Annotated in this window: 21 protein-coding genes and 1 pseudogene; all 22 read left to right on the top strand. The window is 40.4% G+C overall.

Annotated features, from left to right (window positions below; all coding sequences use genetic code 11):
* Nucleotides 1-11 precede the first annotated feature (11 nt).
* The 22 genes and pseudogenes from HFK82_RS04900 to rplE all read left to right on the top strand — a co-directional run bounded on the left by HFK82_RS04900 (nucleotide 12) and on the right by rplE (nucleotide 16493).
* The gene (locus tag HFK82_RS04900; protein WP_154454878.1) at nucleotides 12-236 is read left to right on the top strand and encodes a phosphoribosylaminoimidazole carboxylase; all 225 of its coding nucleotides are present in this window, start codon (nucleotides 12-14) and stop codon (nucleotides 234-236) included.
* 89 nt (nucleotides 237-325) lie between these two features.
* Nucleotides 326-1624 carry an adenylosuccinate lyase gene (purB, locus tag HFK82_RS04905; protein WP_154454879.1) on the top strand — a complete coding sequence of 433 codons (1299 nt, stop codon included), beginning with the start codon at nucleotides 326-328 and terminating at the stop codon, nucleotides 1622-1624.
* A 143-nt stretch (nucleotides 1625-1767) separates the two neighbouring features.
* Entirely contained in the window at nucleotides 1768-2679 is a 912-nt protein-coding gene (locus HFK82_RS04910; protein WP_204984845.1) for a helix-turn-helix domain-containing protein, read from the top strand.
* Between the two features lie 206 nt (nucleotides 2680-2885).
* Nucleotides 2886-3884, top strand: a complete 999-nt coding sequence (gene ruvB / locus HFK82_RS04915; RefSeq protein ID WP_154454881.1) for a Holliday junction branch migration DNA helicase RuvB — start codon at nucleotides 2886-2888, stop codon at nucleotides 3882-3884.
* A gap of 251 nt (nucleotides 3885-4135) precedes the next feature.
* On the top strand, nucleotides 4136-4516 hold the full coding sequence (locus HFK82_RS04920) for an MORN repeat-containing protein (protein WP_154454882.1): 381 nt from the start codon (nucleotides 4136-4138) through the stop codon (nucleotides 4514-4516).
* Nucleotides 4513-6294 carry an acyltransferase family protein gene (locus HFK82_RS04925; RefSeq protein WP_168261042.1) on the top strand — a complete coding sequence of 594 codons (1782 nt, stop codon included), beginning with the start codon at nucleotides 4513-4515 and terminating at the stop codon, nucleotides 6292-6294. The genes HFK82_RS04920 and HFK82_RS04925 overlap by 4 nt, the downstream gene beginning before the upstream one ends.
* Nucleotides 6295-6678: 384 nt before the next feature.
* A complete protein-coding gene (thrC, locus tag HFK82_RS04930) occupies nucleotides 6679-8163 on the top strand; it encodes a threonine synthase (protein WP_168261043.1) in 1485 nt (494 codons plus the stop codon).
* A 54-nt stretch (nucleotides 8164-8217) separates the two neighbouring features.
* Nucleotides 8218-9755 (top strand): annotated as a pseudogene (locus tag HFK82_RS04935) (MATE family efflux transporter).
* Nucleotides 9756-10009: 254 nt separating this feature from the next.
* Nucleotides 10010-10318, top strand: a complete 309-nt coding sequence (gene rpsJ, locus HFK82_RS04945; protein WP_002885653.1) for a 30S ribosomal protein S10 — start codon at nucleotides 10010-10012, stop codon at nucleotides 10316-10318.
* A gap of 76 nt (nucleotides 10319-10394) precedes the next feature.
* Entirely contained in the window at nucleotides 10395-11021 is a 627-nt protein-coding gene (gene rplC / locus HFK82_RS04950) for a 50S ribosomal protein L3 (protein ID WP_154454886.1), read from the top strand.
* Nucleotides 11022-11043: 22 nt separating this feature from the next.
* Nucleotides 11044-11667, top strand: coding sequence for a 50S ribosomal protein L4 (gene rplD, locus HFK82_RS04955; protein WP_154454887.1), 624 nt, complete (start codon nucleotides 11044-11046; stop codon nucleotides 11665-11667).
* Nucleotides 11667-11963: a 50S ribosomal protein L23 gene (locus HFK82_RS04960; RefSeq protein WP_154454888.1), complete on the top strand. Its 297-nt coding sequence runs from the start codon at nucleotides 11667-11669 to the stop codon at nucleotides 11961-11963. The genes rplD and HFK82_RS04960 overlap by 1 nt, the downstream gene beginning before the upstream one ends.
* A 17-nt stretch (nucleotides 11964-11980) precedes the next feature.
* Nucleotides 11981-12814, top strand: coding sequence for a 50S ribosomal protein L2 (rplB, locus tag HFK82_RS04965; protein WP_003062844.1), 834 nt, complete (start codon nucleotides 11981-11983; stop codon nucleotides 12812-12814).
* A 104-nt stretch (nucleotides 12815-12918) separates the two neighbouring features.
* Nucleotides 12919-13197 carry a 30S ribosomal protein S19 gene (gene rpsS / locus HFK82_RS04970; protein WP_000533765.1) on the top strand — a complete coding sequence of 93 codons (279 nt, stop codon included), beginning with the start codon at nucleotides 12919-12921 and terminating at the stop codon, nucleotides 13195-13197.
* Between the two features lie 16 nt (nucleotides 13198-13213).
* Entirely contained in the window at nucleotides 13214-13558 is a 345-nt protein-coding gene (gene rplV, locus HFK82_RS04975; RefSeq protein ID WP_003062848.1) for a 50S ribosomal protein L22, read from the top strand.
* A gap of 12 nt (nucleotides 13559-13570) precedes the next feature.
* Nucleotides 13571-14224 (top strand): 30S ribosomal protein S3, encoded by a 654-nt coding sequence (gene rpsC / locus HFK82_RS04980; protein ID WP_167829287.1) that lies wholly within the window; start codon nucleotides 13571-13573, stop codon nucleotides 14222-14224.
* A 3-nt stretch (nucleotides 14225-14227) separates the two neighbouring features.
* The gene (gene rplP / locus HFK82_RS04985; protein ID WP_003062852.1) at nucleotides 14228-14641 is read left to right on the top strand and encodes a 50S ribosomal protein L16; all 414 of its coding nucleotides are present in this window, start codon (nucleotides 14228-14230) and stop codon (nucleotides 14639-14641) included.
* Between the two features lie 9 nt (nucleotides 14642-14650).
* A complete protein-coding gene (gene rpmC / locus HFK82_RS04990) occupies nucleotides 14651-14857 on the top strand; it encodes a 50S ribosomal protein L29 (protein ID WP_003062854.1) in 207 nt (68 codons plus the stop codon).
* A gap of 27 nt (nucleotides 14858-14884) precedes the next feature.
* Nucleotides 14885-15145, top strand: coding sequence for a 30S ribosomal protein S17 (gene rpsQ, locus HFK82_RS04995; protein ID WP_027972220.1), 261 nt, complete (start codon nucleotides 14885-14887; stop codon nucleotides 15143-15145).
* Between the two features lie 24 nt (nucleotides 15146-15169).
* Nucleotides 15170-15538: a 50S ribosomal protein L14 gene (rplN, locus tag HFK82_RS05000; RefSeq protein WP_154454889.1), complete on the top strand. Its 369-nt coding sequence runs from the start codon at nucleotides 15170-15172 to the stop codon at nucleotides 15536-15538.
* A 79-nt stretch (nucleotides 15539-15617) separates the two neighbouring features.
* Complete coding sequence (rplX, locus tag HFK82_RS05005; protein ID WP_003062858.1) at nucleotides 15618-15923, top strand: 50S ribosomal protein L24; 306 nt, start codon at nucleotides 15618-15620, stop codon at nucleotides 15921-15923.
* Nucleotides 15924-15950: 27 nt separating this feature from the next.
* Nucleotides 15951-16493 carry a 50S ribosomal protein L5 gene (rplE, locus tag HFK82_RS05010; RefSeq protein WP_154454891.1) on the top strand — a complete coding sequence of 181 codons (543 nt, stop codon included), beginning with the start codon at nucleotides 15951-15953 and terminating at the stop codon, nucleotides 16491-16493.
* The last annotated feature ends 14 nt before the right edge of the window (nucleotides 16494-16507 follow it).

Here is a 16507-nt window from a genome sequence, read left to right on the forward strand (position 1 = left end):
TCGGAGGAAATATGCTGAAAATCATTGTTCATGCTTATATTGATAATACTAAGAAAGCTATCGTTGAAGTCGTTTTTGCTTCTTCTGATAAGTCTCGTATTTCTGAAAAAATGGCAGAACTGACAAATAAGTACCCCAATGATTATCTTGCTGTTTATGATTTACCACTCGATACAGATTTAACAACTTTACCTCACTATCCATCTGTTGAAATTGGTAAGGAAGATTTTAATTAATTGTGTTAGTTGTTTTATTGATATAACTAAAAAAAGGAAAGGAGTTAGGGTGTTAATCGTATTCGCTTAACGCCCTTAATATCTTAAACATGATCGATCGTTATTCACGCCCTGAAATGGCGGCAATTTGGAGTGAAGAAAATAAATACCGTGCTTGGCTTGAAGTGGAAATCTTAGCCGATGAAGCATGGGCAGAATTAGGTGAAATTCCTAAAGAAGATGTGGCTAAAATCCGTGAAAATGCGGACTTTGACATTGACCGTATTCTTGAAATTGAACAAGAAACACGTCACGATGTGGTGGCTTTCACGCGTGCCGTTTCTGAAACACTTGGCGAAGAACGCAAATGGGTTCACTACGGTTTGACATCAACTGACGTCGTTGATACAGCTTACGGTTACCTTTACAAACAAGCCAACGACATTATTCGCAAAGATTTGAACAATTTCCTTGAAATCATTGCCAACAAAGCAAAAGAACACAAGTTTACTATCATGATGGGACGTACTCACGGTGTCCATGCTGAGCCAACTACTTTTGGTTTGAAATTAGCAACTTGGTACAGTGAAATGAAACGTAACATCGAACGTTTCGAACATGCTGCCGCAGGTGTCGAAGCTGGTAAAATTTCAGGTGCCGTTGGTAACTTTGCTAACATCCCACCATTTGTTGAAGCTTATGTGTGCGATAAATTAGGCATCCGTGCTCAAGAGATCTCAACACAAGTTCTTCCACGTGACCTTCACGCTGAATACTTTGCTGTTCTTGCTAGCATCGCAACATCAATTGAACGCATGGCAACTGAAATCCGTGGTTTGCAAAAATCTGAACAACGTGAAGTTGAAGAATACTTTGCTAAAGGCCAAAAAGGTAGCTCAGCAATGCCACACAAACGCAACCCAATCGGTTCAGAAAACATGACTGGTCTTGCGCGTGTGATTCGTGGACACATGGTAACAGCTTACGAAAACGTTGCTCTTTGGCATGAACGTGATATCTCACACTCATCAGCAGAACGTATCATCACACCAGATACAACGATTTTGATTGATTACATGCTAAACCGTTTTGGCAATATCGTGAAAAACTTGACCGTTTTCCCAGAAAATATGCTTCGCAACATGGGTTCTACATTTGGTCTTATCTTCAGCCAACGTGTGATGCTTAAACTGATCGAAAAAGGCATGACGCGTGAGCAAGCTTATGACCTTGTTCAACCTAAGACAGCTTATTCTTGGGATAACCAAGTCGATTTCAAACCACTTCTTGAAGCTGATGAAGAAGTGACATCACGTTTGACACAAGATGAAATCGATGAGTTGTTTAACCCAGCTTATTACACAAAACGTGTTGATGAAATCTTTGAACGTATTGGTTTAGGGGACTAAGATTTATCAACTTGATGATTTAAATACAACCATTATCGAACACTATTTTTCTAAGAAGGCAGGATAACTAGTTGGGAGAGTATTATCCTGTCTTTCTTTTTCTATCGGAGAGATCGTTAGTTTTAGGGGATTTAAGGAGATTGATTATGAAAGCATTTGGGGAAAAGGTGCGCCAGTTAAGAGAAGAGCGTGGGATTTCACGTGAGGCTTTTTGTGGCGATGAAACGGAATTGTCTATTCGGCAGTTGTATCGGGTTGAAACAGGGCAGTCCATTCCAACACTAAACAAGGTAACCTATATCGCGCAGATTTTGGGAGTGAGCATTGGTGAGCTAACCGATGGCAAGACCTTTGAACTTCCAGCTAGATACAAGGAATTAAAGTATTTGCTGCTGAGAACACCGACTTATGGGGACCAAGAACGCCTGCAAAAAAAGAGCCATTATTTTGATGAAATTGCGGAGCAGTATTACGAAGTCATTCCAGAAGAAGAACGCTTGATGATGGATTGCTTGCAGTCTAAGATAGATGTGCACTTCAGCGATGATGTTAATTTTGGAGAGGGCATTTTGCACGAGTATTTTGACCAAGTTCTAAAAAAGCAGGTTTTTTCCTTAAATGACCTGATTGTGATTGATTTGTACTTGGCTTGTTTGGCCTCAGCTCCCGTTTTAGAAGGCATTTACAGTTTGGATTTGTATAAGACTTTGATGGAACGCTTGTTGGACCAAGACATTGCTGACCCTGAAACGGCACTGATTTTGAATAATGTTTTGCTAAATAACGTTGACTTGGCTTTTCGTTTTCAAAAGGACACTTTTGTGGAGGCTATCATGTCAAAAAGTAGTGACATCATGACGGCGATTCACGATTTTCAAAAACGCCCCATTTTAAGCTTGGTAGAGTGGAAATATCAGCTGCATTTCAAAAATGATTTGGCTACTGCACAAGAATCTTATACCAAAGCCATTTCATTTGCCAGTTTGATAGGAGATACCCATCTAGAAGAGCAGTTGGTCACGGAATGGCAAAAGGATACCCAAAACTATCCCTAGATTTTTTCTAGGGATTTTTTTTGCAGAACAGGACATATATGTCCTGTTGTTTTTCTGAAAAATCCAGTAAACTAAATGTAATCATTTGGAAAGGATGGAAAGAGATGAAATCAATGGTTTTCTTTTTTCTGCTAACAGGTTGGTGGGGTTTATAAGCTCTTATTCAAAAAATTCCCTGACCTTTTTAGTTTTGGTATAATAATGATATGAGTAGAATTTTAGATAATGACGTGATGGGTGATGAGGAGTTCGTAGAGCGAACCTTGCGTCCCCAATATTTGCAAGAATACATTGGTCAAGATAAGGTCAAAAATCAATTACGCATTTTTATCGAAGCAGCAAAATTGCGAGATGAGTCTTTGGACCACGTTTTGTTGTTTGGACCGCCAGGTCTTGGTAAGACTACCATGGCTTTTGTCATCGCCAACGAATTAGGCGTGAATTTGAAACAAACCTCAGGGCCAGCTATTGAAAAAGCGGGAGATTTGGTGGCCATCTTAAATGATTTAGAACCAGGTGACGTGCTTTTTATTGATGAAATTCATCGAATGCCTATGGCTGTCGAAGAAGTGCTTTACAGTGCTATGGAAGATTTTTACATTGACATCATGATTGGTGCTGGTGAAACTAGCCGTAGTGTGCATCTGGAATTGCCACCGTTTACCTTAATTGGTGCAACCACTCGAGCAGGTATGCTATCAAACCCTTTGCGAGCGCGCTTTGGTATTACAGGACACATGGAATACTATGATGTGGATGATTTGACGGAAATCATTGAGCGGACGGCAGATATTTTTGAGATGAGCATTGTTTATGAAGCAGCACAAGAATTAGCCAGACGCAGCCGTGGCACACCACGTATTGCTAACCGTCTGTTAAAACGTGTGAGGGACTACGCTCAAATCATGGGAGATGGTGTGATTACAAAAGATATCACCGACAAGGCTTTGACAATGTTGGATGTCGATGCTGAAGGGCTTGATTACATTGACCAAAAAATCTTGCGGACGATGATTGAACTGTATAATGGAGGTCCAGTGGGACTGGGCACCTTGTCTGTCAATATTGCTGAGGAACGCGATACGGTGGAGGATATGTACGAGCCTTATTTGATTCAAAAAGGTTTTATCATGCGAACGCGGACAGGGCGCGTGGCGACTGCCAAGGCTTACGAACACCTAGGTTACCCGTTTAAGGAAAATTAAAGTTAATGTTAAGTTAATTTTAAGCTAATCTTTCTATACTGTAGACATTCCTAAAACTTTTCTTTTTCATAATCTCCTAGGAAGAAGCTTACTTCGTTAAGTTTCTTCCTTTTTTAGTGTTAGAATTCGGTTGGCTTAACCAGAAACGAAACATTTAAAAGAGATATCATGCGTTAAGCGTCTATTTTTTTGTTATAATAGTAAAAGAAATTTTTTAGACAATCGTTTAAAGTTTTAGAAGTTGTGTGAACATGAAAAAAATAAATATAAGTAGAGGCCGTATAGAGATAATTGTTGTCCTATTTCTTGTTATTTGTGGCCTATCCGTTTTTTCGGTGTCAAAAAGTTCCAAGACAACCTTGGTTTACGATAATGGCAAAATAACCTATACAGGCTATGTAGTCAATCATCGCATGAATGGTCAGGGACAGTTGACTTATCAAAATGGGGATGTTTATAAAGGGCACTTTGTCAATGGTATTTTTGATGGCGAAGGTACCTATACCGCTAAATCAGGATGGAGTTATAGCGGCGAATTTAAAGATGGTCAACCAAACGGACAAGGAACCTTGAAGGCCCAAAATGGTAAAGTCTATACAGGAACCTTTAAACAGGGGATTTTTCAAAAATGAGAATAAAATGGTTTTCAATGGTTAGGGTAACAGGGCTTTTGTTAGTCTTGCTCTATCATTTCTATAAAACAATCTTTCCAGGAGGCTTTGTTGGTGTTGATGTCTTCTTCACCTTTTCAGGCTACTTAATCACTGCTTTGTTAATTGATGAGTATTCTAAGCACAGAAAGATAGACCTTCTTGGTTTTTATAGGAGGCGATTCTATCGGATTGTGCCTCCTTTGGTATTGATGGTTCTGATGGTTATCCCATTTACTTACTTGGTGCGCCGAGATTATGTTGCCAATATAGGCACACAAATCGCAGCGGCACTGGGATTTACCACCAATTTTTATGAAATCATGACCGGTGGTAATTACGAATCGCAATTTGTTCCCCACCTTTTCCTACAAACGTGGAGTTTGGCGATTGAGATGCATTTCTACTTGATTTGGGGTTGGTTGATTTGGTTCTTAGGACGTCGCCGACACAGTTTAGCCCAATTCCGTAGCATGATTTTTGGAATTTCGGGACTTTTCTTTTTGGGAAGCTTCCTATCAATGTTTATCCGAGTCTTTTTCGTGGACAATGTGTCAACCATCTACTTTTCATCGCTATCGCATAGTTTCCCATTCTTCCTAGGAGCAATGGTAGCAACTATGACTGGGGTCAGAGAAACCACTGTCCGATTTAAGAAAAATGTCCGTTTGTGGACGACAAAACGCAGTATCATCACCATGGCAACCAGCTTTGCCTTGCTAATGGTTTTGGGATTGACTTTGAATTTCAACCATCGCATCACTTATTGGTTTGGTTTCTTACTAGCTAGTTTGTTTGCTGTTGTTATGATTTACGGGGCGCGTGTTTTAAATGACCAGTTGCCAAATGCAAAAGAGCCCGTGGTGATTAACTATTTATCAGATATTAGTTACGGGATTTACCTCTTCCACTGGCCATTTTATGTGATCTTTACCCAATTGATGCCTCATTTCTTGGCAGTTCTGTTGACTGTGTTCTTCTCCATTGTCTTGTCAACCTTGTCTTACTATCTCCTTGAGCCTTTTATTGCTGGAAAATCACCAAGCTTATTGGGAGTAGAGTTTGATTTGACGCCTTATAAGAAATGGATTTATGGAGGAACGGCAGCACTTGGCCTTGTGACCCTTGTAACGGTTCTGATGGCCCCAAGCATGGGGAATTTTGAATCCAGCTTGTTGGTCAATTCCTTAAATCAAGAGCAAAGTAATGTGACTAGGACTCATACCCTGACCGCTGGTGATGCTGCTGCGCTCAGTGATGTGACTATTATTGGTGACTCTGTTGCCCTTCGTTCAAGCAGCGCCTTTTCAAGTTTGTTGCCTGATGCTCAACTTGATGCCGCTGTTAGTCGTAATTTCAACGAAGCTTTTGATATTTACAAAAATGCTATTGACAGTGGTACCTTGTCCAAAACAACGGTTCTTGCTGTCGGTGTTAATTCCTTAGATAATTATCGCGAAGATTTGCAACGTTTTATTGACGCTTTGCCAAATGGCTACCGTTTGATTATCGTTACGCCTTACAATGCTAATAATGAAACGCAAGTCAAAGAAGTTCGTGATTACGAATTGACCTTGCCAGATACCTATCCTTATGTGACTATTGCGGATTGGTATAAGGCTGCCTCAACTCACCCAGATATCTGGAAGGGAACAGACGGCGTCCATTACAGCGACAGCGATTCAACAGGTGCAGACCTTTACGTTAAAACCATTCAAAAAGCTATCAATAAATCTGCTAAAGGCCCTGCCAAAGAATAAAGTATTTAAGTCAACGATCCGACTGAGTAACAGTTGCATCATTGACTTTTTTTAGTGGAAAGCCGACTCATAAAAAAATCTCAAAAAAGTTTATGAAAGCCCTTTACAGATTGAATGGCTAGCGTTATAATACCAATGGATTAAACGTGAGTAGGAAGGAGGGAAGTTAGTGGCTGCTTTATTCTATAACGTTTTGGCAAGCGTTTGGATTTCAATTGCTGGTGTAGATTCACGTTGGACTGGTAAGTAAAATAGTAAAAATATGTTGAGGGGGCGAGCCAAAAAAGTCGTCCCCTTTTTACAATTATGGTAAAATTTGTATAAATTTTCTGATAATTATGATAGAATGGACATATAGTCTCTATTTAAGATAAGGAGTTTGTGATGACGTTAATTTACCAATCAACGCGCGATGAAAATAATAAAGTAACTGCTAGTCAAGCAATTTTACAAGGACTAGCAAGTGACGGTGGTTTGTTTACCCCTGTTACCATGCCATCTGTTAACTTGGATTTTGATACGTTAAAAGATGCCTCTTACCAAGAAGTTGCCAAATTAGTCTTGTCAGCTTTCTTGGATGATTTCACAGAAGAAGAGTTGGACCACTGCATTGCTTCAGCTTACGATGCCAAATTTGACACACCAGCTATTGCACCATTGGTATCATTAGAAGGGCAATACAATCTAGAGCTTTTCCACGGGGCAACTATCGCCTTTAAAGACATGGCTTTGTCAATCCTGCCTCACCTTTTGACGACTTCTGTAAAAAAACAAGGGGCAGATCGTAAAATTGTGATTTTGACAGCGACTTCAGGGGATACTGGAAAAGCTGCTATGGCTGGATTTGCGGACGTTCCAGGAACTGAGATTATTGTTTTCTATCCAAAAGATGGGGTCAGCAAGATTCAAGAATTGCAAATGACGACTCAAACTGGCGACAACACTCATGTCGTTGCCATTACAGGTAATTTTGATGATGCTCAAACGGCTGTTAAACAGATGTTCAACGACGATGCCCTACGCCAAAAATTGGCCGATCAAAATCTGCAATTCTCATCAGCCAACTCAATGAATATCGGTCGCTTGGTGCCACAAATTGTATACTATGTTTATGCCTACGCTCAATTGGTGAAAAATGGTCACATTCGCGTTGGAGATAAGATTAATGTTACCGTTCCAACAGGTAATTTCGGGAATATCCTAGCAGCTTATTATGCTAGTCAAATCGGTGTTCCAATTGGTAAGTTGATTTGTGCGTCAAATGAAAACAAGGTATTGACAGACTTCTTTGTAACTGGAACTTACGACAAAAAACGTGATTTCAAAGTGACAACCAGCCCATCAATGGATATCTTGGTGTCATCTAACTTGGAACGTTTGATTTTCCATTTGTTAGGAAATGATGCTGCTAAAACCAAAACTTTAATGGAAGAATTAGTGGCAGACGGTGAGTACACCCTTCCTGAGGTGGACCATACTATTTTAGATTTGTTTGCAGCAGATTACGCAACTGAGGCAGAAACATCAGCCGAAATCAAACGCGTGTACGAAACATCACATTATATTGAAGACCCACATACAGCGGTTGCTTCAGCAGTTTATCACAAATACCTTTACCGTACGAAAGACACAACTCCAACGGTCATTGCCTCAACAGCCAGCCCTTATAAATTCCCACGAGTTGTGGTTGATGCCGTCAGAGAGCAAGCTGCAGCAGATGATTTTGCAGCGGTTAATGACTTGGAAAAATTATCAGGAGTGGCTATTCCAAAAGCCGTTAAAAGCCTTGATAAATTACCTGTTCGTCATGATACCGTTGTTTCAACAGACGGCATGCAAGCCATTGTTGAAAGCATTTTAGGGATATAGTTTCTAAGAGCCGAGATTTGTCCTCGGCTTTTATTTGTGCTATAATGTCACATTATGAAACAATCAAAAGAAATTATTCGATTAGCTTTTCCGTCTATGATGGAAAATCTCTTGCAGATGCTCATGGGAGTCGTGGATAATTATCTAGTGGCTCAAGTGGGTCTAGTAGCTGTTTCGGGAGTTTCTGTTGCGAATAATATTATTACGATTTATCAAGCCGTTTTTATCGCTCTTGGAGCTGCGATTTCTAGTCTAGTCGCCAAGAGTATTGGTGAGAAGAATGCTCAAAAAACCGTACAATATCAATCAGATGCTCTCTTAATTACCATCGTGCTGAGCCTGTTTCTTGGTCTTATCTCCGTGACACTTGGCAAGCAGATGCTTCAATTATTAGGGACAGCGACGGCGGTTACCCAAACAGGTGGGCTTTATCTAGCACTGGTCGGTGGTTTGATTATTAGCCTCGGCTTGATTACAACTTTTGGTGCTATTTTAAGGTCAACAGGTAAGCCTCGTTTGCCGATGTACGTCAGTTTGGTTGCAAATATTCTAAACGCTCTGTTCTCAGCAGTAGCTGTTTTTATTTGCCATTGGGGCGTGGCTGGGGTCGCTTGCTCAACTGTTTTAGCACGTTTTATTTCAGTAGGTATTTTAGCTTATTACTTGCCGATAAAACGCATGGTTAAGCACATGAGGTGGCGTTTGAGTGATGATTTAATCAAACTTGCTCTTCCAGCTGCAGGTGAACGCCTGATGATGCGAGCAGGAGATGTGGTTATCATAGCCATTATTGTTAAATTCGGAACTAAGGTTGTCGCAGGTAATGCCATTGGTGAAACCTTAATCCAATTTAACTTTATGCCAGGTTTTGGTGTGGCAACGGCGACGGTTATTCTTGTGGCGCGTTGTTTAGGTCAGAGAAATCCGCAAGCCATTCGTCGTCTGGTGAGAATGTCCTACGTCATATCAGTCTTGCCAATGTTTGCTATCGGTCTTTTTTTTGGTATTTCCACACCGAATTGTCGCAACTCTTTACGACCGATTCAGTTGCCCTTCACGCTAGTGCCACAGTTCTTTTCTACGTAATAACTCGTATAGCATACATTATACGAAGTTATACGAGGTATTTCCACACCGAATTGTCGCAACTCTTTACGACCGATTCAGTTGCCCTTCACGCTAGTGCCACAGTTCTTTTCTACGTAATAACTCGTATAGCATACATTATACGAAGTTATACGAGGTATTTCCACACCGAATTGTCCCAACTCTTTACGACCGATTCAGTTGCCCTTCAAGCTAGTGCCACAGTTCTTTTCTATTCCTTTATTGGTGGACCTGCCACGGCTGGTACTTTGATTTACACAGCGACTTGGCAAGGTTTAGGAAATGCTCGCCTACCATTTTGTGCAACAACTATTGGGATGTGGCTCATCCGTATCGTTTTGGGATACGTTCTTGGTATCACCTTTAATTTAGGTTTACAAGGGGTTTGGTTAGCCACATTGGCGGACAATATCTTCCGTTGGTTCTTATTAAAATTCCTATATCATAGGCACCTAAAAACACTGGAGCCAGCTCCAGCAACCTAATAATCTATGAAAAAGCAAGAGCAGTAGCTTCTTGCTTTTTATGATAGATAAACTGAAAACGAATTCTTTAAAAAATAGAGCAAAACCCTTGCGAACTCTGTTCAAATTTGCTATCATATACTGGTGCTGTAAAACAGTAACTTTAGCTATGATACAAGAGGTTGCGACACGCTCGGTTGCATTGCCACGCAAAGAGGTGTTGGTTTTCTTGAGGAGCTAGCCTATTATCTTAAATAGACGAGAAGGAGAAAAAGATGGCAAATAAGAAAATCCGTATCCGTTTGAAAGCATACGAACATCGTACACTTGATACAGCGGCAGAAAAAATTGTTGAAACTGCAACACGTACAGGTGCTACAGTAGCTGGACCAGTTCCACTTCCAACAGAACGTAGCTTGTACACAATTATTCGTGCGACTCACAAATACAAAGATTCACGCGAACAATTTGAAATGCGTACTCACAAACGCTTGATCGACATCATCAACCCAACTCAAAAAACAGTTGACGCTTTGATGAAATTAGATCTTCCAAGTGGCGTTAACGTAGAAATCAAACTTTAATAAGGATTTCGTTATTGAGCATAAAAAACGCTCGTTAAAAACTTTTTAAAATAATAAAGTAAAGGAATATTCTCTCATGACAAAAGGAATCTTAGGGAAAAAAGTGGGAATGACTCAAATCTTCACTGAATCTGGTGAATTCATCCCAGTAACAGTCATTGAAGCAACTCCAAACGTTGTTCTTCAAGTTAAAACTGTTGAAACAGACGGTTATGAAGCTGTTCAAGTTGGTTTTGATGACAAACGTGAAGTATTGAGTAACAAACCTGCCAAAGGCCATGTAGCAAAAGCTAACACTGCTCCTAAGCGCTTCATTCGTGAATTCAAAAACATTGAAGGTTTAGAAGTAGGTCAAGAAATTACAGTTGACACTTTCTCAGCTGGAGATGTTGTTGATGTAACTGGTACATCAAAAGGTAAAGGTTTCCAAGGTGTTATCAAACGCCACGGTCAATCTCGCGGACCTATGGCTCACGGTTCTCGTTATCACCGTCGTCCAGGTTCAATGGGACCTGTTGCGCCTAACCGTGTTTTCAAAAACAAACACTTGGCAGGACGTATGGGTGGTAACCGTGTAACAATCCAAAACCTTGAAATTGTACAAGTTATCCCAGAGAAAAACGTTATTTTGATTAAAGGTAACGTACCAGGTGCTAAGAAATCTCTTATCACTATCAAATCAGCAGTTAAGGCTGCTAAATAATAAGAAAGGAGAAAACAGTTAAATGGCAAACGTAAAACTATTTGACCAAACTGGGAAAGAAGTTAGCTCAGTTGAATTGAATGATGCTATTTTCGGTATCGAACCAAACGAATCAGTAGTATTTGACGTTATCATCAGTCAACGTGCTAGCCTTCGTCAAGGTACTCACGCGGTTAAAAACCGTTCAGCAGTATCTGGTGGTGGTCGTAAACCATGGCGTCAAAAAGGAACTGGACGTGCTCGTCAAGGTTCTATTCGTTCACCACAATGGCGTGGTGGTGGTGTTGTCTTTGGACCAACTCCACGTTCATACGGCTACAAACTTCCACAAAAAGTTCGTCGCCTTGCTTTGAAATCAGTTTACTCAGCAAAAGTAGCTGAAGACAAATTTGTAGCTGTAGAAAGCCTTTCATTTGCAGCTCCAAAAACAGCTGAATTTGCAAATGTACTTTCAGCACTTAATGTTGATTCAAAAGTACTTGTAATCCTTGAAGAAGGTAATGAATTTGCAGCACTTTCTGCACGTAACCTTCCAAACGTTAAAGTTGCAACTGCAACAACTGCAAGTGTTCTTGATATCGTAAACAGCGACAAACTTCTTGTTACTAAAGAAGCAATCTCTAAAATCGAGGAGGTTCTTGCATAATGAATTTGTACGACGTAATCAAAAAGCCAGTAATCACTGAAAAATCTATGTACGACCTCGAAGCAGGTAAATATACATTTGAAGTTGACTCTCGTGCGCACAAACTTTTGATTAAACAAGCTGTTGAAGCTGCTTTTGACGGAGTTAAAGTTGCAAACGTGAATACTGTAACTGTAAAACCAAAACAAAAACGTGTTGGTCGTTACACTGGTTTCACTTCAAAAACTAAAAAAGCTATCATCACTCTTACAGCTGATTCTAAAGCAATCGAGTTGTTTGCAGCTGAAGCTGAATAATCTAAGGAGGAAATAACGTGGGTATTAAAGCTTATAAACCAACGACAAATGGTCGTCGTAATATGACTTCTTTGGATTTTGCTGAAATCACTACAAGCACTCCTGAGAAATCATTGCTTGTTTCACTTAAAAACAAAGCTGGTCGTAACAACAACGGTCGCATCACTGTACGTCACCAAGGTGGCGGTCACAAACGTCACTACCGTTTAATTGACTTCAAACGTAACAAAGACGGTGTTGAAGCAGTTGTTAAAACTATCGAGTATGATCCAAACCGTACAGCTAACATCGCTCTTGTACACTACACTGACGGTGTGAAAGCTTACATCCTTGCACCAAAAGGTCTTGAAGTTGGTCAACGTATCGTTTCAGGTCCGGATGCAGATATCAAAGTTGGTAATGCTCTTCCACTTGCTAACATCCCTGTTGGTACAGTTATTCACAACATCGAACTTCAACCAGGTAAAGGTGCTGAATTGATTCGTGCTGCTGGTGCATCTGCACAAGTTCTTGGTCAAGAAGGTAAATACGTTCTTGTTCGTCTTCAATCAGGCGAAGTTCGTATGATTCTTGGTACTTGCCGTGCAACAATCGGTACAGTTGGTAACGAACAACAATCACTTGTAAACCTTGGTAAAGCTGGTCGTAGCCGTTGGATGGGTATCCGTCCTACAGTTCGTGGTTCTGTAATGAACCCTAATGATCACCCACACGGTGGTGGTGAAGGTAAAGCACCAGTTGGACGTAAAGCGCCATCTACTCCTTGGGGTAAACCTGCGCTTGGTCTTAAAACTCGTAACAAAAAAGCGAAATCTGACAAACTTATCGTTCGTCGTCGTAACGACAAATAATCGTTTAGTCGCTTAGTTTATAATAATCATCCGCCAGCTCGGTAGTGTGCAATTTTTGCACACAGGCCGCTGTGGTACTACATTTTAAAGGAGAAAACTACAAAATGGGACGTAGTCTTAAAAAAGGACCTTTCGTCGATGAGCATTTGATGAAAAAAGTTGAAGCTCAAGCAAATGACGAAAAGAAAAAAGTAATTAAAACTTGGTCACGTCGTTCAACGATCTTCCCAAGTTTCATCGGTTATACAATCGCAGTTTATGATGGACGTAAACACGTACCAGTTTACATCCAAGAAGACATGGTAGGTCACAAACTTGGTGAATTCGCACCAACTCGTACTTACAAAGGTCACGCAGCTGACGATAAGAAAACACGTCGTTAATTAGGAGGAGGACACAATGGCAGAAATTACTTCAGCTAAAGCAATGGCTCGTACAGTCCGTGTTTCACCTCGTAAAACACGTCTTGTACTTGATCTTATCCGTGGTAAGAATGTTGCTGACGCAATCGCAATCTTGAAATTCACTCCAAACAAAGCAGCTCGTGTAGTTGAAAAAGTTCTTAACTCTGCTATCGCTAACGCAGAAAACAACTTTGGTTTGGAAAAAGCTAACTTGGTAGTATCTGAAACTTTCGCAAACGAAGGACCAACAATGAAACGTTTCCGTCCACGTGCTAAAGGTTCAGCTTCACCAATCAACAAACGCACAACTCACGTTACAGTAGTTGTGTCAGAAAAATAAGGAGGTAAAATCGTGGGTCAAAAAGTACATCCAATTGGTATGCGTGTCGGAATCATCCGTGACTGGGATGCGAAATGGTATGCTGAAAAAGAATACGCGGATTACCTTCATGAAGATCTTGCAATCCGCTCATTCATCCAAAAAGAATTGGCAGATGCTTCAGTTTCTCGTATTGAAATTGAACGTGCTGTAAATAAAGTAATTGTTTCACTTCACACTGCAAAACCAGGTATGGTTATCGGTAAAGGTGGAGCTAATGTTGATGCGCTTCGCGCTAAACTTAACAAATTGACTGGAAAACAAGTTCACATCAACATCGTTGAAATCAAACAACCTGATTTGGACGCACACCTTGTTGGTGAAAACATCGCACGTCAACTTGAACAACGTGTTGCTTTCCGTCGTGCTCAAAAACAAGCTATCCAACGTACAATGCGTGCAGGTGCTAAAGGAATCAAAACTCAAGTATCTGGTCGTTTGAACGGTGCGGATATCGCTCGTAGCGAAGGTTACTCAGAAGGAACAGTTCCACTTCACACACTTCGTGCTGATATCGATTATGCTTGGGAAGAAGCTGATACTACTTACGGTAAACTTGGTGTTAAAGTTTGGATCTACCGTGGTGAAGTTCTTCCAGCTCGTAAAAACACTAAAGGAGGCAAATAACAAATGTTAGTACCTAAACGTGTTAAACACCGTCGTGAATTCCGTGGAAAAATGCGCGGTGAAGCTAAAGGTGGTAAAGAAGTTGCATTTGGTGAATACGGTCTTCAAGCAACAACTAGCCACTGGATTACAAACCGCCAAATCGAAGCTGCCCGTATTGCAATGACTCGTTACATGAAGCGTGGTGGTAAAGTTTGGATTAAAATCTTCCCACACAAATCATACACTGCTAAAGCTATCGGTGTACGTATGGGTTCTGGTAAAGGGGCTCCAGAAGGTTGGGTAGCACCAGTTAAACGTGGGAAAGTGATGTTCGAAATCGCAGGTGTTTCTGAAGAAGTTGCACGCGAAGCGCTTCGTCTTGCAAGCCACAAATTACCAGTTAAAACGAAATTCGTGAAACGTGAAGCAGAATAAGGAGAAAACATGAAACTTCAAGAAATTAAAGATTTTGTTAAAGAGCTTCGTGGTCTTTCTCAAGAAGAACTTGCTAAGAAAGAAAACGAACTTAAGAAAGAACTTTTCGACCTTCGTTTCCAAGCTGCAGCAGGTCAACTTGATCAAACTGCTCGTTTGAACGAAGTTAAAAAACAAATTGCACGTGTTAAAACTGTGCAATCAGAAAAGAAATAATAGATTGGGAAAGGAGAAATTCTAATAATGGAACGTAATCAACGTAAAACACTTGTTGGACGTGTTGTATCTGACAAAATGGATAAAACAATCACTGTTATAGTTGAAACAAAACGTAACCACCCAGTCTATGGTAAACGTATCAACTATTCTAAAAAATACAAAGCACATGATGAAAACAACGTTGCTAAAGAAGGCGATATCGTTCGTATCATGGAAACTCGTCCACTTTCAGCTACAAAACGTTTCCGTCTTGTAGAAGTTGTGGAAGAAGCTGTTATTATCTAATCAAACTAAAAGGAGAAATTTGAAATGATTCAACAAGAAACTCGCTTGAAAGTTGCTGATAATAGCGGTGCTCGTGAGATCTTGACTATCAAAGTTCTTGGTGGTTCAGGACGTAAATTCGCTAACATCGGTGACGTAATCGTTGCTTCTGTAAAACAAGCTACTCCTGGTGGCGCTGTTAAAAAAGGTGATGTTGTTAAAGCCGTAGTTGTTCGTACTAAATCAGGTGCGCGCCGTCCAGACGGTTCATACATCAAATTTGATGACAATGCTGCAGTAATCATCCGCGAAGACAAAACACCTCGTGGAACTCGTATCTTCGGCCCTGTTGCACGTGAATTGCGTGAAGGTGGCTTTATGAAGATCGTGTCACTTGCACCAGAAGTACTTTAATTCATACATAACACAAACTAAGTCCCCTGCTTTTGCAGGGTGCCCATTAGGGCGTAAGAAATAATAGGAGAAAAACCAAATGTTTGTAAAAAAAGGCGATAAAGTTCGCGTTATTGCTGGTAAGGACAAAGGCGTTGAAGCTGTAGTTCTTAAAGCCCTTCCTAAAGTCAACAAAGTTGTTGTTGAAGGTGTTGCTATCGTTAAAAAACATCAAAAACCAAACAACGAAAACCCTCAAGGTGCTATCGTGGAAAAAGAAGCACCAATCCATGTGTCTAATGTTCAAGTTCTTGACAAAAATGGTGTAGCAGGACGTGTTGGTTACAAAGTTGTTGACGGCAAAAAAGTTCGTTACAACAAAAAATCAGGCGAAGTGCTTGATTAATCACGAAGGAAAGGAGAAAAGTATATAATGGCAAATCGCTTAAAAGAAAAATACACTAACGAAGTTGTTCCTGCTTTGACTGAAAAATTTAACTATTCTTCAGTTATGGCTGTCCCAAAAGTTGAGAAAATCGTTCTTAACATGGGTGTTGGTGATGCTGTAAATAACGCTAAAAACCTTGAAAAAGCTGCTGCTGAATTGGCACTTATTTCAGGTCAAAAACCATTGATTACTAAAGCTAAGAAATCAATCGCTGGCTTCCGTCTTCGTGAAGGTGTAGCGATCGGTGCAAAAGTTACCCTTCGTGGTGAACGTATGTACGAATTCTTAGATAAATTGGTTACTGTTTCACTTCCACGTGTGCGTGACTTCCACGGTGTTCCAACAAAATCTTTTGACGGACGTGGTAACTACACACTTGGTGTGAAAGAACAATTGATCTTCCCAGAAATCAACTTTGATGATGTTGATAAAGTACGTGGTCTTGATATTGTTATCGTAACTACAGCTAACACTGACGAAGAAGGTCGTGAATTGCTTAAAGGCCTTGGAATGCCTTTCGCAAAATAATTTTGGAGGTAAAT

Origin of the sequence: Streptococcus alactolyticus (assembly GCF_012277075.1) — a bacterium.
Classification (GTDB): domain Bacteria; phylum Bacillota; class Bacilli; order Lactobacillales; family Streptococcaceae; genus Streptococcus; species Streptococcus alactolyticus.

Excerpts from the sequence above, each read along its gene's own strand:
- HFK82_RS04900 (WP_154454878.1), top strand. The coding sequence starts at position 12 with ATGCTGAAAATCATTGTTCATGCTTATATTGATAATACTAAGAAAGCT.
- purB (WP_154454879.1), top strand. The coding sequence starts at position 326 with ATGATCGATCGTTATTCACGCCCTGAAATGGCGGCAATTTGGAGTGAA.
- ruvB (WP_154454881.1), top strand. The coding sequence starts at position 2,886 with ATGAGTAGAATTTTAGATAATGACGTGATGGGTGATGAGGAGTTCGTA.
- HFK82_RS04920 (WP_154454882.1), top strand. The coding sequence starts at position 4,136 with ATGAAAAAAATAAATATAAGTAGAGGCCGTATAGAGATAATTGTTGTC.
- HFK82_RS04925 (WP_168261042.1), top strand. The coding sequence starts at position 4,513 with ATGAGAATAAAATGGTTTTCAATGGTTAGGGTAACAGGGCTTTTGTTA.
- thrC (WP_168261043.1), top strand. The coding sequence starts at position 6,679 with ATGACGTTAATTTACCAATCAACGCGCGATGAAAATAATAAAGTAACT.
- rpsJ (WP_002885653.1), top strand. The coding sequence starts at position 10,010 with ATGGCAAATAAGAAAATCCGTATCCGTTTGAAAGCATACGAACATCGT.
- rplC (WP_154454886.1), top strand. The coding sequence starts at position 10,395 with ATGACAAAAGGAATCTTAGGGAAAAAAGTGGGAATGACTCAAATCTTC.
- rplD (WP_154454887.1), top strand. The coding sequence starts at position 11,044 with ATGGCAAACGTAAAACTATTTGACCAAACTGGGAAAGAAGTTAGCTCA.
- HFK82_RS04960 (WP_154454888.1), top strand. The coding sequence starts at position 11,667 with ATGAATTTGTACGACGTAATCAAAAAGCCAGTAATCACTGAAAAATCT.
- rpsS (WP_000533765.1), top strand. The coding sequence starts at position 12,919 with ATGGGACGTAGTCTTAAAAAAGGACCTTTCGTCGATGAGCATTTGATG.
- rplV (WP_003062848.1), top strand. The coding sequence starts at position 13,214 with ATGGCAGAAATTACTTCAGCTAAAGCAATGGCTCGTACAGTCCGTGTT.
- rplP (WP_003062852.1), top strand. The coding sequence starts at position 14,228 with ATGTTAGTACCTAAACGTGTTAAACACCGTCGTGAATTCCGTGGAAAA.
- rpmC (WP_003062854.1), top strand. The coding sequence starts at position 14,651 with ATGAAACTTCAAGAAATTAAAGATTTTGTTAAAGAGCTTCGTGGTCTT.
- rpsQ (WP_027972220.1), top strand. The coding sequence starts at position 14,885 with ATGGAACGTAATCAACGTAAAACACTTGTTGGACGTGTTGTATCTGAC.
- rplN (WP_154454889.1), top strand. The coding sequence starts at position 15,170 with ATGATTCAACAAGAAACTCGCTTGAAAGTTGCTGATAATAGCGGTGCT.
- rplX (WP_003062858.1), top strand. The coding sequence starts at position 15,618 with ATGTTTGTAAAAAAAGGCGATAAAGTTCGCGTTATTGCTGGTAAGGAC.
- rplE (WP_154454891.1), top strand. The coding sequence starts at position 15,951 with ATGGCAAATCGCTTAAAAGAAAAATACACTAACGAAGTTGTTCCTGCT.